Annotated in this window: 11 protein-coding genes; 6 read left to right on the forward strand and 5 right to left on the reverse strand. The window is 64.2% G+C overall.

Annotated features, from left to right (window positions below):
* Window positions 1–4 precede the first annotated feature (4 nt).
* Both AC0L3K_RS08640 and AC0L3K_RS08645 read right to left on the reverse strand, forming a co-directional pair.
* Window positions 5–682, reverse strand: coding sequence for a glutathione S-transferase family protein (locus AC0L3K_RS08640; RefSeq protein ID WP_473365765.1), 678 nt, complete (start codon window positions 680–682; stop codon window positions 5–7).
* Window positions 683–790: 108 nt separating this feature from the next.
* Complete coding sequence (locus AC0L3K_RS08645; protein ID WP_473365766.1) at window positions 791–1,894, reverse strand: anhydro-N-acetylmuramic acid kinase; 1,104 nt, start codon at window positions 1,892–1,894, stop codon at window positions 791–793.
* 164 nt (window positions 1,895–2,058) lie between these two features.
* Between AC0L3K_RS08645 and tyrS the strand changes: the two genes are divergently transcribed.
* The 3 genes from tyrS to AC0L3K_RS08660 all read left to right on the forward strand — a co-directional run bounded on the left by tyrS (window position 2,059) and on the right by AC0L3K_RS08660 (window position 5,266).
* Window positions 2,059–3,312: a tyrosine--tRNA ligase gene (tyrS, locus tag AC0L3K_RS08650; protein ID WP_219682611.1), complete on the forward strand. Its 1,254-nt coding sequence runs from the start codon at window positions 2,059–2,061 to the stop codon at window positions 3,310–3,312.
* A gap of 57 nt (window positions 3,313–3,369) precedes the next feature.
* A complete protein-coding gene (locus AC0L3K_RS08655) occupies window positions 3,370–4,641 on the forward strand; it encodes an MFS transporter (protein ID WP_473365767.1) in 1,272 nt (423 codons plus the stop codon).
* 220 nt (window positions 4,642–4,861) lie between these two features.
* Window positions 4,862–5,266 (forward strand): DoxX family protein, encoded by a 405-nt coding sequence (locus AC0L3K_RS08660; protein ID WP_007591572.1) that lies wholly within the window; start codon window positions 4,862–4,864, stop codon window positions 5,264–5,266.
* Between the two features lie 93 nt (window positions 5,267–5,359).
* On the opposite strand, the gene AC0L3K_RS08665 is transcribed toward AC0L3K_RS08660, so the two are convergent.
* Window positions 5,360–5,680 carry a hypothetical protein gene (locus tag AC0L3K_RS08665; RefSeq protein ID WP_473365768.1) on the reverse strand — a complete coding sequence of 107 codons (321 nt, stop codon included), beginning with the start codon at window positions 5,678–5,680 and terminating at the stop codon, window positions 5,360–5,362.
* Here AC0L3K_RS08665 and AC0L3K_RS08670 point away from each other — a divergent pair.
* A complete protein-coding gene (locus AC0L3K_RS08670) occupies window positions 5,663–7,357 on the forward strand; it encodes a methyl-accepting chemotaxis protein (RefSeq protein WP_473365769.1) in 1,695 nt (564 codons plus the stop codon). The genes AC0L3K_RS08665 and AC0L3K_RS08670 overlap by 18 nt on opposite strands.
* A 185-nt stretch (window positions 7,358–7,542) precedes the next feature.
* Here AC0L3K_RS08670 and AC0L3K_RS08675 read toward each other — a convergent pair whose 3' ends face one another.
* Window positions 7,543–11,346, reverse strand: coding sequence for a YhdP family protein (locus AC0L3K_RS08675; RefSeq protein WP_473365790.1), 3,804 nt, complete (start codon window positions 11,344–11,346; stop codon window positions 7,543–7,545).
* A 204-nt stretch (window positions 11,347–11,550) separates the two neighbouring features.
* Between AC0L3K_RS08675 and AC0L3K_RS08680 the strand changes: the two genes are divergently transcribed.
* Together AC0L3K_RS08680 and AC0L3K_RS08685 are read left to right on the forward strand one after the other, a co-directional pair.
* On the forward strand, window positions 11,551–12,243 hold the full coding sequence (locus AC0L3K_RS08680) for a peroxiredoxin (RefSeq protein ID WP_473253794.1): 693 nt from the start codon (window positions 11,551–11,553) through the stop codon (window positions 12,241–12,243).
* Between the two features lie 110 nt (window positions 12,244–12,353).
* Window positions 12,354–13,712: a M23 family metallopeptidase gene (locus tag AC0L3K_RS08685; protein WP_007591578.1), complete on the forward strand. Its 1,359-nt coding sequence runs from the start codon at window positions 12,354–12,356 to the stop codon at window positions 13,710–13,712.
* A gap of 18 nt (window positions 13,713–13,730) precedes the next feature.
* Here AC0L3K_RS08685 and AC0L3K_RS08690 read toward each other — a convergent pair whose 3' ends face one another.
* Entirely contained in the window at window positions 13,731–14,966 is a 1,236-nt protein-coding gene (locus tag AC0L3K_RS08690) for an ABC transporter substrate-binding protein (protein WP_219682605.1), read from the reverse strand.
* Window positions 14,967–15,028 lie beyond the last annotated feature (62 nt).

Genomic DNA, 15,028 nt, shown 5'->3' on the forward strand with positions numbered 1-15,028 from the left:
GGGCTCAAGCCGCGAGCTTGAGCAGATGCGCGTCATGGCGCACCAGGAAGGCGCGCAGCAATTGCGGATAGTCCGCGCCGACCGCGGTGCGGACGCTCGGACGCTTCGCCAGTTCGGCGCGCCATGCGCGGACCTTCGGCACATCGCGGAAAATGCCGTGCTCCATCAGCTCGTCGAACAGATCGAAATAGCGGAAGACGGGCGCGAACACTGCGTCGACCAAACTGAACGCTTCGCCGGCAAAATAAGGACCGGCGCCGAGCGCCGCCTCGACCCGCGCGAATTTTGCGACGAGCGCCTGGCGCTTGCTCTCGAACGTCGCCGGATCGGTCGTGGTCTCCAGACCCCAGAGGTCGCCGAGCACTGCCGAACCAAACTCCATCCACGCCCGGTGCTCGGCACGCTTCAAGGCATCCGCCGGATGCAGCCTCACACCGCCTTGCGTCTCCTCGATGTACTCGCAGATCACGTTGCTCTCGAACAGCGCGACCTCGCCCTTCTCGCTCGTCACGACCAGCACCGGCACCTTACCGAGCGGGGACAATTTGAGAAACCAGTCGGGCTTGTTGGCGAGATCGATGTCGACCCGCTCGAATGGCACGCCTTTCTCGTTGAGCGCGATCACCGCGCGTTGCACGTATGGACAAAGCTTGTGGCTGATCAGTTTGAGTGAAGCGGTCACGGCAATGATCCCGGCGGTTGGATGCAACTGCATCCAAGATAGATGCATTTGCATGCACTAGTCAAGTTCGATGCATTTGCATCGACCGGTATCGATCTCGGGATCAGCTCAAGGCCGCGCGATCACCCCGCCCGTCATCGGCATCGGCACGCCCGTGGTCGCGGGATACGACAGCGGCAGGCCCTTCAGGCCGCGCGCGGCAAGGAAGCCGAAGGCCTGCGCCTCGATGGCGTCGGAGGCCCAGCCGACTGCCTCGGCGGCCTCGACAGTGGCGGACCCAACGCGCTCCCGCAGCATCTGGAGCATGGTCCGGTTGCGGGCGCCACCGCCGCAGACGATCCAGCTTCGCGGCCTACGTGGCAGCAGCGGGATGATGCGGGCGATGGCCGCCGCGGTGAAGGCGGTCAGAGTCGCGGCGCCGTCGGCCGGCTGCACCTCGCCGAGCTTTAGTGCGGCAAAATCGTTGCGGTCGAGCGATTTCGGCGGCGGGCTTGCGAAGAACGGCAACTCCAGCGCCCGCGCGATCCAGGCTTCGTCCGCCTTGCCGAGGGCGGCGAACTTTCCGTCCGCGTCGAACGCCTGGTTCATGGTGCGGTACATGAAATCGTCGAGCAGCGCGTTGCCGGGCCCGGTATCGCAGGCGATCAGCGTGTCGTTGCCGTCGATATAGGTGATGTTGGAGACGCCGCCGATATTGACGACAACGATCGGCCCTTCGCGCTCCAGCGACTGGACGAGCGCCCGGTGGTAGACCGGCACGAATGGCGCGCCCTGCCCGCCAGCTTCGACGTCGGCGGCGCGGAAATCATGCATCACGGGGATGTGGATCGCCTTGGCCAGCGCCGGCGCATCGCCGATCTGCACCGTCAGCCGTTTCTCGGGGCGATGCTGCACGGTCTGGCCGTGGAAGCCGACGATGTCGATGTCTTCCGGCCTCATCCGATTCTGGGCGACAAAGGCGGCGACCGCCTCAGCATGCGCCTGGGTCACCGCGCGCTCGGCCTCGGCCAAAATCCCCGGCCGGGCATCGCGCTGCGGCAGGTGCACCGCCTCGCTCAGCGCCTGGCGCAGCAGGTTGCGCTCCGCCGGGCTATACGGCCGGTAGCCGGACGGCCCGAATGCCTTCACCTGCTTTCCGTCGGTTTCGATCAGCGCAACATCCACCCCGTCCAGCGAGGTGCCGCTCATCAAACCGAGTGCCGTCAACATCATGGATCAGCGTCCTCAAGAGACCCTTCCGGCATGCCGATCTTGTGCCAGAGGGACACATCTTATAATGCCACAGGCCAAAGTGGCGGGCAGCAATCGAGTTCCCATAGAAGACCCTTAAATTGCTCCCAAAACAGTAAACCAAGAATTGTCAGGCGCGCCGACAAATGACTGCATTCAAATCGGATTTCCTCAACACGCTGCAGGAACGTGGATTCGTCCATCAGTGCTCCGATTTCGAGGGGCTGGACGCACTCGCCGCCAAGGGCGAGGTGACCGGCTATGTGGGCTACGATTGCACCGCCCGCTCGCTGCATATCGGCAACTACCTGACCATGATGATGCTGCACTGGCTGCAGCAGTCCGGCAACAAGCCGATCACCCTGATGGGCGGCGGCACCACCATGGTCGGCGATCCCTCCGGCAAGGACGAGACGCGTGCAATCCGCTCTGTCGCCGAGATCGAGGCCAACAAGGAATCGATCCGCGGCGTGTTCGCAAAAGTGCTGCGTTATGGCGACGGCAAGAGCGACGCCGTCATGCTCGACAATGCCGAGTGGCTGACAAAGCTCAACTACATCGAGATGCTGCGCGACGTCGGCCGGCACTTCTCGGTCAACCGTATGCTGACCATGGACTCCGTGCGCCTGCGCCTCGAACGCGAGCAGGAGATGAGCTTCATCGAGTTCAACTACATGATCTGCCAGGCCTACGACTATGTCGAACTCGCCAGGCGGACCGGCTGCAACTTGCAGATGGGCGGCTCCGACCAGTGGGGCAACATCATCATGGGCGTCGATCTCGGCCGCCGCATGGGCACCCATCAGCTGTTCGCGCTGACGACGCCGCTGCTGACGACGGCATCGGGGGTCAAGATGGGCAAGACCGCGCAAGGCGCGGTCTGGCTCAACGCCGACCAATTCTCGCCGTATGATTTCTGGCAGTACTGGCGCAACACCGAGGATGCCGACGTCGGCAAATTCCTCAAGCTGTTCACGACGCTGCCGATGAGCGAGATCAGGAAGCTCGAGGCGCTCGGAGGCTCCGAGATCAACGAGGCCAAGAAGGTACTCGCCACCGAGGCGACCGCGCTCCTGCATGGCCGCGACGCCGCGAACGAGGCGGCCGAGACCGCGCGCCGCACCTTCGAGGAAGGCGCGCTGGCCGAGAGTCTCCCGACCGTGGAAATTCCGCGCGGCGAGTTCGACGCCGGCCTCGGCGTGCTCAATGCCTTCGTCAAGGCGGGCCTCGTTGCCTCCAATGGCGAAGCACGGCGCCAGATCAAGGGCGGCGGCCTGCGCGTCAATGACGAGCCTGTCACGGACGAGAAGATGGCGTTGTCGGCGGCCAACCTGACGCCGGAAGGCGTGGTCAAACTGTCGTTCGGCAAGAAGAAGCACATCCTCCTCAGGCCTGCATAGGCGTATGAGCTTTTCGCTGCTTGTCAGGGCGCGCTGAAGCGCGCTCCCTGATCGGCAATGGACCAGAACACGCTAGAGGAACAGTCCAAGCAAACGACCCGGGAACGCGTCACGGCGACGCCGCAGGGCGTCGTGCGCACCGCGCTGGTGGTGCTCGCGCTCTGCTTCACACTCGCCGTGCTCGGCCGCGGCCTCAGCGAAAGCTTCACCGTCTTCCTGAAGCCGATCTCGGAAAACTTTGGCTGGGATCGCGCCCAGGTGGTCTCGATCTATTCGCTGACCTGGCTCGTCAGCGGACTGATGGCGCCATTGGTCGGGCGCCTGTTCGATCATTCCGGACCGCGCGTCGTCTATGCACTCGGGCTGTTGCTGCTCGGCTCGGCCTTCCTGATCGCAAGCCACGCGCAGTCACTCTGGCAATTCCAGCTCTCGATCGGACTCTGCGTCGGCATCGGCGTCGCCTTCATCGGCAATGTGCCGAACTCGATCCTGCTCGGCCGCTGGTTCGGCCCAAAGCTGCCGACCGCGATGGCGGTGGTCTACTCGGCCATGGGGGGCGGCGTGCTGGCGCTGCTGCCGGCCTCGCAGCTTTTGATCGATCATCTCGGCTGGCGCGAAACCTACCAGCTGTTCGGCTTCGCCGCGCTCGGCCTGCTGGTGCCGCTGATGCTGCTGCCATGGCGGCTGTTCGCCTCGGGCTCGCCGCATATCGCCAAGAAGACCGATCCCGATTTCGTCGATCACGGCTGGACCCTTCCGAGCGCGATGCGCCATCACGCCTTCTGGGCGCTGTTCTCGACCTTCTTCTTCACCGCGGTCGGCATGTACGCGATCGCCGCCCAGATCGTGGCCTATCTGATCGATGCCGGCTTTCCGCCGCTGCAGGCCGCGACGGCCTGGGGCTTCTCCGGCGTCGTCCTGGTGTTCGGCATGCTCGGCGTGTCAGCGCTCGACGGCCTGATCGGACGCCGGCCGTCGGTGCTGCTCAGCTACGCGATCTCGATCCTCGGCATCTTCCTGCTGTGGCTGTTGCAATACTCCGCCAATCTCCTCCTGCTCACCGGATTCGTGGTCTGCTTCGGCAGCATGATGGGCTCACGTGGACCGCTGATCACGGCGACCGCGATGAAGATCTTCGGGGGCAAGCGCGTCGGCACCATCTACGGCACCATCTCGATCGGCAGCGGACTCGGCTCGGCGTTCGGCTCCTGGAGCGGCGGCCTGATCCACGACGCGACCCACGGCTACAACGCGCTGCTCGCCTTCGCGCTTGCGAGCGTGGTGCTCGGGATGATCCCGTTCCTGGTCGTGCCCGCCTTGCGGCGGTAGGTGTCTCAGAGGTAACCTGCGGGCATTCGCGTCACCGGGAAATTACGGATGGGCACGGCGCGAACAGCTGCAAAAGATGTGGATGGCGCGCGGCTGAAAGTCCCTCCCGCGGTGTTTTGTCCGACATGACAAAAATGTCAGCGCAAATTGCCCTTGGGCGGCTTGCAGCGCAGAACTGAATGCGGTCCTAGTCGCAGCATTGGATGGAGGGCACAAACCAATGAACTTTCCCTATCTCGTTCGCTTTCAACCGGTTCTCTTGAGCCTGTTTCGTTTCGTCACCGGCCTGCTGCTGTTCCAGTACGGCATCGCCAAGCTGTTCAAGTTTCCGGTGCTTCCCTACTTCGCAAACATCCCGCCGATTATCTACGCAGCCGGTACGCTTGAGCTCGTGCTTGGCGCGCTGCTGATGATCGGCCTGTTCACCCGCCTCGCGGCATTCATCCTCTCGGGTGAGATGGCCTTCGCCTATTTCATGGGGCACATGTTCAAGGGCGAAACGCCGGTGTTCCTGCCGCTGCTCAATGGTGGCACCGCGGCGATCCTGTTCTGCTTCGCCTGCCTCTACCTCTCGGCAGCCGGCGGCGGCTCGGTCAGCGCCGATGCGGCGATAGGCAAGGACTAGCGGCACAACCGGCGGCGCATTCGCGCGGCGCTGAGGCGTCAGCAATTGATCCGCGAATAAAGAGATGGCACCCGTACATTTACGGGTGCCATCTCAGCGCGAGCCCAGCACGTTCCAGACGAGGACGAGGACCGCGACCAGCAGCATCGACATGATGAGGCGGTGGACGAATCGGTTCATGTCCGCTCCCACCGGATTCGGTCGGGACTGAAGACCCACACAATCTTTCTCCCAGTTGACTTGCCATGCGCCCACGCGGCGCATTTCCGCATGGATGTTTGCGCATGCAGCTCGCAGACGCCGCTTGCGCGGCAGCCGTCGCACGCGTCCATTCATGATTGGTAAGAATTTCATGCTACCGACGCGAGCAACAATAATCATTCCGTCGAGGCCGTGATGAAGCTGCTGAGTCACCTCAAGATCCGCACCAAGCTCGCCAGCATGGTCTGTCTTTCGGCACTCACGGTCACGGCCATCATCGGGGTGTCGTCCGTGCTCAGCAAGAGCCGCATGCTGGAGGACCGTGTCCAGCAGATGCGGACCGCGGTCGATATGCTCCACAACTTCGCCCAATCACTTGAAGAGGAAGTCGGCGCCGGCAAGCTGACGCAGGCCGAAGCGAAAATCCAGTTCCACCAGCGCGGTCGCCGCATGAGCTTCAATGGCGGCCAAGGCTATCCGGTGGTCTACAACGCCGATACGTCCCTCATCGTCAACGGCGCCAACCAGCAGCTCGAAGGCAAGATCACCGGTGCGAAGGACTCCAATGGCGTCCTGATTGCCGACGCCGTTATCAAGGCCGGCGCCGAGACCACACAGGGTGGCGTAACCTCCTATCTCTATCCCCGTCCCGGGCAGACGGAGCCCGTCCGCAAGACCGTGTTCGCGCGCAAATTCGCGCCCTGGAACGCGACGATCAGCTACGGCCTCTATGTGGACGACATCGACGCCGACGTGCGAGCCTTGACGCTGGAGCTGGGGGCGATCGGCATCGGCCTGATGCTGCTGATGGCGACCCTATCCTGGCTGATCGCCCGCGACGTGCTCGGCGCGCTCGACCGCCAGAAGAACCGCATGCAGGCCATTGCCGAAGGCGCGATCGACACGGCGGTCGAGGAGACCGGTCGCGGCGACGAGATCGGCCGCATGGCGGAGACCCTCGAAGTGCTCAGGCAGACCGCCTTGACGGCGCGCAAGCTGGAGGCCGAGCAGGTCGCCACCAAGTCCCGCAGCGAACAGGAGAAGCGCGACGCGCTGATCTCGCTTGCCGACCGGTTCGATGCCTCCGTCGGCCAGCTCGTCGGCCTGATGGCCTCGGGCTCCGGCGAGCTGGAGGTCACCGCCAAGTCGATGTCGTCGACCGCGGAAGGGACCAACCGCCGCGCCGCCGTCGTCGGCTCGGCCGCCACCGAAGCCAGCCAGCGCGTCCAGACGGTCGCGGCCGCCGCCGAGGAGCTCTCCTCCTCCATCACCGAGATCAGCCGTCAGGTCGCGCAGTCCGCCGTGGTCACCGGCCGCGCCGTGGACAGCGCGCGCCGCACCGACACCATCGTCCGCGCGCTCTCGGACGGCGCCCAGCAGATCGAGCATGTCGCCGAGCTGATTTCCAGCATCGCGGCGCAGACCAACCTGCTCGCGCTCAACGCCACTATCGAGGCTGCACGCGCCGGTGAAGCCGGCCGCGGCTTTGCTGTCGTCGCTTCGGAGGTGAAGTCGCTGGCGAGCCAGACCGCGGAAGCCACCCGCGAGATCGGCGACAAGATCGCCCAGATCCAGGGCGCGACCAAGGAAGCGGTGGACGCCATCGGTGGCATCACCGCCACCATCGAAGAGGTCAGCCGGATCGCCACCTCGATCGGCGCCGCGATCGAGGAGCAAGGCGCCGCCACCGCCGAGATCGCCCGCAGTGTCTCGCAGACGGCCGAGGCGACCCAGGAGGTCACCACCAATATCGGCGGCGTCAGCACGGCAGCGAACGAGACCGGTAATGCCGCAGGCATGGTGCTCGCCGCAGCCTCGAACCTCTCCAAGCAGGCCGAGCAGCTCTCCGGCGAAGTCGGGACCTTCCTGGCAGGCGTGCGCGCGGCGTAAGGCGGCGCACGGGCCTCGTGGTTCGAGACGCCCGCTCCGCGGGCTCCTCACCATGAGGATCTAAGATTTATCCTTGGAACAGGACCTCATCCTGAGGAGTCCGCGGAGCGGGCGTCTCGAAGGATGGCCGCGCGCAAACCACCATCCGCATTCATTCTCGGACACGAGAAGCGGGTAGCCCGCGGCTATCGCCGCGCGAGGCTGCAGCCGCTCGACAGCGGCCTTGCTGATCCGGTCCGGCTCTCGCCGGATTGTGCCGACGGCAATTGCTCGTCGAACGGCGAGTTCTGCTTGCCGGTGTTGAACTCGAAGATCTTACGGAACAGACCCGGCATCATCGCCGAGATCGGATTGACGCGCATCACCGGCGCGGCCGGCGTGCCCACGACCTCATACGTGACGCCGATCACGCCTTCATTGCTACCGCCGCCGAGCAACAGGCCGACGAGTGGAATCTTAGCGGGGATATTGTTGAGCCCGTACATCGGCACGAAGGTGCCGCTCATGCAGACCTGGTTGCCGGGATAGTCGATCGAGCCTTCGATGGTGCCGCCGATCATCGGCCCCTGGACGACGCCGTCGCGGATCGTGAGCGCGCCGTTCTGCCGGGTGAACTCCGCTCGCAGCGCCGTGAAGGCGACGCCGCTCTGCGCACCGTTGGGACCGCCTGCCGCGACTCGATCGAGCTGATCCATTCCCTTGACCGAGAAGTCGCGCACGTTGATCAGGCCTTCCCTGGTCGTAGGCTCTGACGTCGGCGGCTCCATCGCCACCACCATCTGGCCGCCGAAGACCTTGTTGGTGGTGTCGGTGAAGCGCAGGAGCGCGCCGGCATCGCTGGTCTGGAGATAGATCACCTCGCGGTTGCCCTGGGCGCGGCCGCCGCGCAAATCGGCTGCCACAGGCGTGTCTTTTCCGATCCTGCCGCTCAGCGTGAAGGCTTTGACCGCACCATTGCGCCGCGACATCTTGGCCTCAACGCTGCGCATCGCCTCGCCATTGAATCCCATGACGGCGCCGAGCTTCACGTCCATGTCGAAATCGACGTTCTTCGTCTTGCTCTTGGCATCGTCCTTGGAACTGCCTGAGATTGCCAATTTCAGGAAACCGCGGCCGTCGAATACGTCGCCGCGCATCGTGCCCTTGATCACGCCGTCCTGGCCGCGCTCCACCTTCAGCGACGCCTTGTCGCCGTCGGACGGCGCGTAGGTCGGGAAGTTCGCGTTCATGAGGTCGCCGTTCGGATCGACCTCGAGCGCCCCCTTGATCGAGGCGCCGCCGCCTTCGATGACGATGTCCTCCAGACGCGTCGATTGCGCCGTCGGCACCACCTTGAAGCTGGCCTTGCCCGCTCTGCCCGGCAGCTTGACCCAGCCGGGCAAGATGTTGTCGAGCTTGACCGAGGTCAGGTCGGCCTCGATGCCGAGCTTCGTCGTCTGGTCGGGCCCCCCGGCGATCTTGCCCGAGAGCTTGATCGGCACCGATCCGCTGACGGCGGGACCCAGATCGAACCCGAGGCGCGCGCGGCTCGCATCGTCCAGCGTAGCCTGCAATTTGACGTCCGCATCGCCCTCGGCCGGTTTGCGGTAGTCGAGCGAGGCCGCCTGCCCGTTGATCTTGACGTCGCCCTTGACCTGATAGCCCTGGTTGCTCGCGACGATCTTGAGGTTGTTGGCCTCCAGCTTCTGGTTCATCACCAGCTTGTCGGCACCAAATCCGTTGAGATCGGCGGTAACGCTGTAGGTGGTATCGGCTTTGGTCAGCTCGCCCTTGACCGGCAACCCAAGCTGGACGTTCGCCGAGAACGTCCCCTTGCTGGTATTGGGATCGACCACGGTCGACGACAGATCGCTCAGGCGATCGTTCGAAAGCATTTCGGCGGCCGCAGGCACCGGACCTTCGACACGGAACCTGGTCCGCGACGGCGACGGCTTGGGCGCCATATCGGGCACCTCGAAGACGAAGTCGGAAATCGTGATTTTGCGGCCCGCTGGCGTATCGGCGATGCCCTGCCCGATATTCACGGTCGCTGTGCGGCCGGTCACGCGCGCCTTCAAATCGGCATCGTGTACCACCGGCAGGCCATCGACGGGGCGAACCGTGATGCCGCTCGCCACGATATTGACCGACAGGCCGTCGTCGGGAATGGGTGGACCCTTGCGCGGAAGATTCTTGGTCGGCGAGTTAACGCCGATCTCGATGCGCTGGAGCGTTCCGCGCTCGATCCGCTCGATCACCCATTCGCGCAACTCGGGGACGACAAGCGTCGGCCACATCCGCTTGAGCGCGGAGGCCGACATCGGCGTTCCCGCAAAACCCAATGTCAGCCGCGGCTCGCCCGAATAGTCGATGGCACCGGTGCCGGCGACGCCGATCTCTCCGTTGGAGATATCGGCCTGCGTCAACAGCAGCCTCTTGTGGTCGGTATCGAAGCGGAAGCCGATCGCGATGCGGTTGAAGACCAGCGGCGGCTCGTTGTCGATGCCGCCGAGCAGGATCGAACCGCCACTGAAACCGAGCTGCCAGTCGTTGACGGTGCCGTTGGGCGGCTCGACATGAGCCAGAAGCGTCAGGCGGTTCGCACCCGAGAGGATCTTGAACGGAGCCACCAACACGCGCCGATTGGCGTCCCACTCGACATTGATCTCGGCCGAGTCGATCGCCATCGGATAGTCGGGCGTATCGGTGTCGATGATGTTGCCCGCACCGACCGTGATCTTGCCGCGAAAGAAGGTCGGCACGCCGTCGCGGCCGAGCTCGCCCTTGAGCTCGCCGGTCAGCGGCAGGTCGGCGGTGTAGGTGAGGTCCTTCACCCGCAGCGCCAGCAGGATGTTGGCGGTCGAGACCTTGTCGGCGCGGATATCGACCGAGCGCACGCCGTTCTCGGTGGGTCCGATCGTGGCACGCAGCGACCACGGACGCGCGCCCTCCTCGCCGAGGCTGAGCGCGACGCCGCCATGGCTCGGCCGGCGCAGGCTGAGCGTGATGTTCTCGAACGTCCATTTGCTGCCGCGCTGCTGGTCGTCGACGATCAGATTGCCGTTCTTCAGACCGATCTCGTTGAGATTCTGGCCGTCGAGGCCGGTCATGCTCAGACTGTCGAGCCAGTCGAGGCCCTGAAGAATGCCGGTCGGGGCCGTGACCTGGGTCGCGACTTGCGATGTGTCGGGGGTCGCAGGCTCGGTTGCGAATGGCGGCGGTGGGACACCGTTGCGCGGGAAAGTCGGCGGCAGCCCCGCGTCCTTCTTGGAGGCGACGCCGGTGGCGAGCGGCTTTGCGGTGTCGCCAGCCGACACTGTGACCGTCCCGTCAGGCGCGATCCGGAGCGCGAGCTCGGCATCGACGAGGTTGAGGCTTTCGGCGCGCAGATGCCCCATCAGCAGGCCTGCACCCGACAGCTTCACCTCGGCCTTCGGTGCGGTGGCGACAATGACGTGATCGTGGTCGCGCACGACGATATCACGGATACGCACGGCGATGCGGATCCGCCCGGCCCGTTCGATCTGCGTGCCGCCGACCTCCACGGTGTTGCCGTGACCGATATTGTCCTCGATCGCGGCGGCGAGCCACGGCGTCGCAATGTCGAGATTGATGGGACCGGCACCGAGCCGCCACCACAGTGCGCCGAAACAGCCGACGAAGATGACAACCAGGGCACCGACGACCACGGCCACGCGCTTCAGCCAGCGACCGCCGCCCATCCAGCGGCGCAGCGGCCCAAACCCGTCAGCGAACCGATGGAAGCCCGAATTGGAACGCGACAACAGCCGGCGCGCTCGATGGCCCGCCGCCGCTTCCTGATCCGGATCCCAATCGGCGTCGTCCCATTGCTGCTGCTCTGGTTGGCTGCCGCGCCGATCCAAATCCCGATTGTAATCCTGGGGCGACGTATTCCTTGCCATTGCCTCTCGATACAGGCGCCCGTCGTGGGATTGAGCGCCGCCGGGGCCGCAGCCGTCGACGGGAAGCGAAGCTCCCTGCGCCGGCATTGCCGCCATACCTCGAATATTCCTTCTGTTCGTCATGTCGCCCCGGGAGCGCGTTCAACGAGCAGTGGGGTGGTGCGTGGAATTCCTTGTAACCAGACTCCGGCGTCGTCAGACTCGCCCAGCCGAGGGCACGATTCCGGTAGACCGGAAGAGGGCTGCAATACCGCTTTGGTTGACCCGCCGAAAGCGACGAAAGGAAGGCGTATGTCCAAGAAATCCCGAAAGAAATCGTCCAAAACGCCCTCCGGCAGTCCGACGGCTAAAAAGACGCCCGTGAAAGCGCGGGCTGCGACTCAAACCAAGTCCGCGAAAACACAGCGGACACCGGCGAGCAAATCAACTGGGACCATAGCAAAGACAGCATCGCATAAGGCCGCATCGAAACGGTTAAATTCTTCCAAATCGGCATCCGCCCCCAAAACGGCGGCGAAGGCCGGCTTGGTCGAGGGTCAGAAGGCTCCCGCCTTCCGCCTGCCCCGCGACGGTGGCGGTGTCGTCGCGCTGTCGGATTATACCGGCCAGAAGCTGGTCCTGTTCTTCTACCCCCGCGCCGACACGCCGGGCTGCACCAGGGAGGCCATCGATTTCACCCGGCTGACCGGCGCCTTCGCCACGGCTGGCACCGCCGTGCTCGGCATCTCCGCTGATCCAGTCAAGGCTCAGGACAAGTTCCGCGACAAGCATGGTCTCGGAGTGCCCCTCATCTCGGACGAGACACACGAGATGCTGGAAGCCTACGGCGTCTGGGGCGAAAAGTCCATGTATGGCAAGAGCTTCCTGGGAGTTCTTCGTACCACGATGCTGCTTGGCGCCGACGGCAAGATCGCCCGGATCTGGCGCAATGTCCGGGTCGACGGCCACGCCGACGAGGTGCTGGAGGCCGCAAGAAGCCTTTAACCAATCCTTTAAATTCAAGCGGTTCCGTTTCCGGAAAATTAACCATGACTGGCCCAGATTGCCGCGGCAATTAGGCCGTACGGACTCATCCGACCGGCGCGGGAGTGCCGATGTCGAAAAGTTCTGCCCAATTCTCGCAGTACCCCCAACATCACCCCCACGACCACGGACGAGCCTTTCATCGCCGTGCCGCCGCTGTGGCAACAGCGCTTCCCCTTCCGGATACCGACGACGCCTACACCATCGTGCATCACGGCAAGCAGGTTCGCCTGGGACCTGTGGTGTTCTGGATCGTGGTCGGCACCGTCGTGTTGCTCGGGCTCTGGTCGGCCGCAACCGCGACCTATTTCGCCTTCCGCGACGACGTCCTCACCCGGCTGATCGCCCGGCAGGCCGAGATGCAATACGCCTATGAGGACCGCATCGCCGAGCTGCGCGCCAAGGTCGACCGCACCACCAGCCGGCAACTGCTCGACCAGGAGCAGTTCGACCAGAAGCTCGACCAGATCATGAAGCGCCAGACGGCGCTGGAGTCCCGTGCCACGGCGCTCGGGTCCATGCCGGACGTGACCGGATCGATTCCCCGCTCCACCCCGCAGCGTGGCGATGCCAGCCAGACGACGCAGGGCACGCCAAAACCCTCGCCGATCGGCGACACCGTGATCTTCGTGGCGCCGCCGGATCGCGAAGCGCGGCTCGAATCGCGCGCGCCGACCCTCGCAGCTCCGCCCGTCAATCAATTCGCCAAGAATCAAGGGTTCGACAACGTCGTCGTTCGGCTCACGACCTCGCTTGACCAAGTCGAGCGTCGCCAGATGGCGGCGCTCAACGCCGTCGAGGAAGGCATGGACTCACGCATGCGCCGGATGCGCGGCGTCGTCAGCGATCTCGGCCTGAACCTCGCAAATCTCGAAGCCGCCGTGCCGCGCACGGCGATGGGCGGGCCTTTCGTACCCGTAAAACTCACCGCCAGTTCGGGGCCGTTCGAAAAGCAGCTCTATCGCATCAACAGCACCCGCGCCGAGATGGACCGGCTCAATCGCACCCTCGCACTCGTGCCCTATCGCAAGCCCGTCATCGGCGAGGTCGAGTTCACCTCCGGTTTCGGCGTGCGCAGCGATCCGTTCCTCGGCCGGCCCGCGATGCACACCGGGCTCGACTTCCGCGCGGCGAGCGGCGATCCCGTTCGCGTCACCGCCAACGGCAAGGTCGTCTCCGCCGGCTGGTCCGGCGGCTACGGCCGCATGATCGAGGTCGATCACGGCAATGGCCTTGCGACTCGCTACGGCCATCTCTCCGAGATCAACGTCAGGGTCGGCGAGATCGTGAGAATCGGCCAGGTCGTCGGACTCGTCGGCTCGACCGGCCGTTCCACCGGCCCGCATCTGCACTATGAAACCCGGATCGACGGCGAAGCGGTCGATCCGCAGAAATTCCTGCGCGCCGGCGTGCGGCTCAGCGCGGGCTAGGCCCGCGCTTCTCGCATTCTACTGGCCGCGCTCGTGGCCGACCTCTCCTGTGATGACGTCGCCGAACAGCTCCCAGGCCTGCCCGTTGAAGCGCATCAGCTGCATCTGCTCGATCGGGAAATAATCGTCGGCCGAGGTGTTGACCATGATGCCGGGCAGCATCAGGTCGGTGTGGAAATCCTTCAGGTTCGAGGCCTGCTTCATCACGTTGTCACGCGTGAGATTATCGCCGCACTGCTTCAGCACCTGCGCCATCGCCTCCGCCTGAACGTAGCCATAAAGGTTATTGGCGTTGGTCTTGTCCCCTTCGGGATAGTACTTGTCCATAAAGGTACGCCACGCGATGACCGCTGGGTCCTTGTCCCAGGTCGGGTCGGTCGGATCCTTCAAATATGCGGTCGAGATGATGTCCTTGGAATAGTCGAGTCCGGCGGGCTTGAGCACCGAGGCGATCGACGTAGCCGTATTGGCGAGGAAGAATTTTGGCTTCCAGCCGAGCTCGCCGACCTTCCGGATCGCCTGTGCCGATCCCTTTGGCGCAGCCCAGGAGAAGAAGATGTCGGCACCGGAATCGTGAAGCGCAACGATCTGCGAGTCGATCGAGGGATCGCTGACCTCATAGGATTTGTCGGCGATGATCATATTGGCCTTGTCGCCGAGCCCATCCTTCAGGCCCTTGAACTGGTCCTTGCCGGCGTCGTCGTTCTGCCAGAACACCGCGATCTTGCTGTTTGGAAAATTGTCACGGATATATTTTGCGTAGATCCGCCCCTCGCTCTGGTAGTTCGGCTGGAATCCCATGGTCCATGGGAAATTCTTGGAGTCGCCGAACTTGGTGCCGCCGGAGGCGACGAAGAGCTGCGGTACCTTCTTGGCGTTCATGTACTTCATGATCGCGGAATTCGAGGGCGTGCCGAGCGGCTGGAAGATCAGCAACACCTCGTCGCTCTCGACCAGCTTGCGCGCCTGCTCGATCGCCTTCGGCGGTGAATAAGCGTCGTCATAGCTGATGAAATTGATCTTGCGCCCGTTGATGCCGCCCTGGTCGTTGATCATCCTGAAGAACGCAGCCTCGGTCTTGCCGATCACGCCATAGGACGACGCCGGCCCGCTATAGGGCATGATGTTGCCGAGCTTGATTTCGGTGTCGGTGGCGCCGGGATCGTATTTCTTCTGCGCCAGGGCCGGTGTCGTGACGAGCACTCCGGCAACAAGAATGGCGAGGGCAGCAAGGCTTTCGCGACGACCCGGCATCGTTCTCTCCCCTGTTTTGTAGTCTTGTTTTGCCGAGAGTGTCGCAAGGGGAGCGGCGGCTG

It is taken from the genome of Bradyrhizobium sp. MI1.10, from assembly GCF_055811035.1.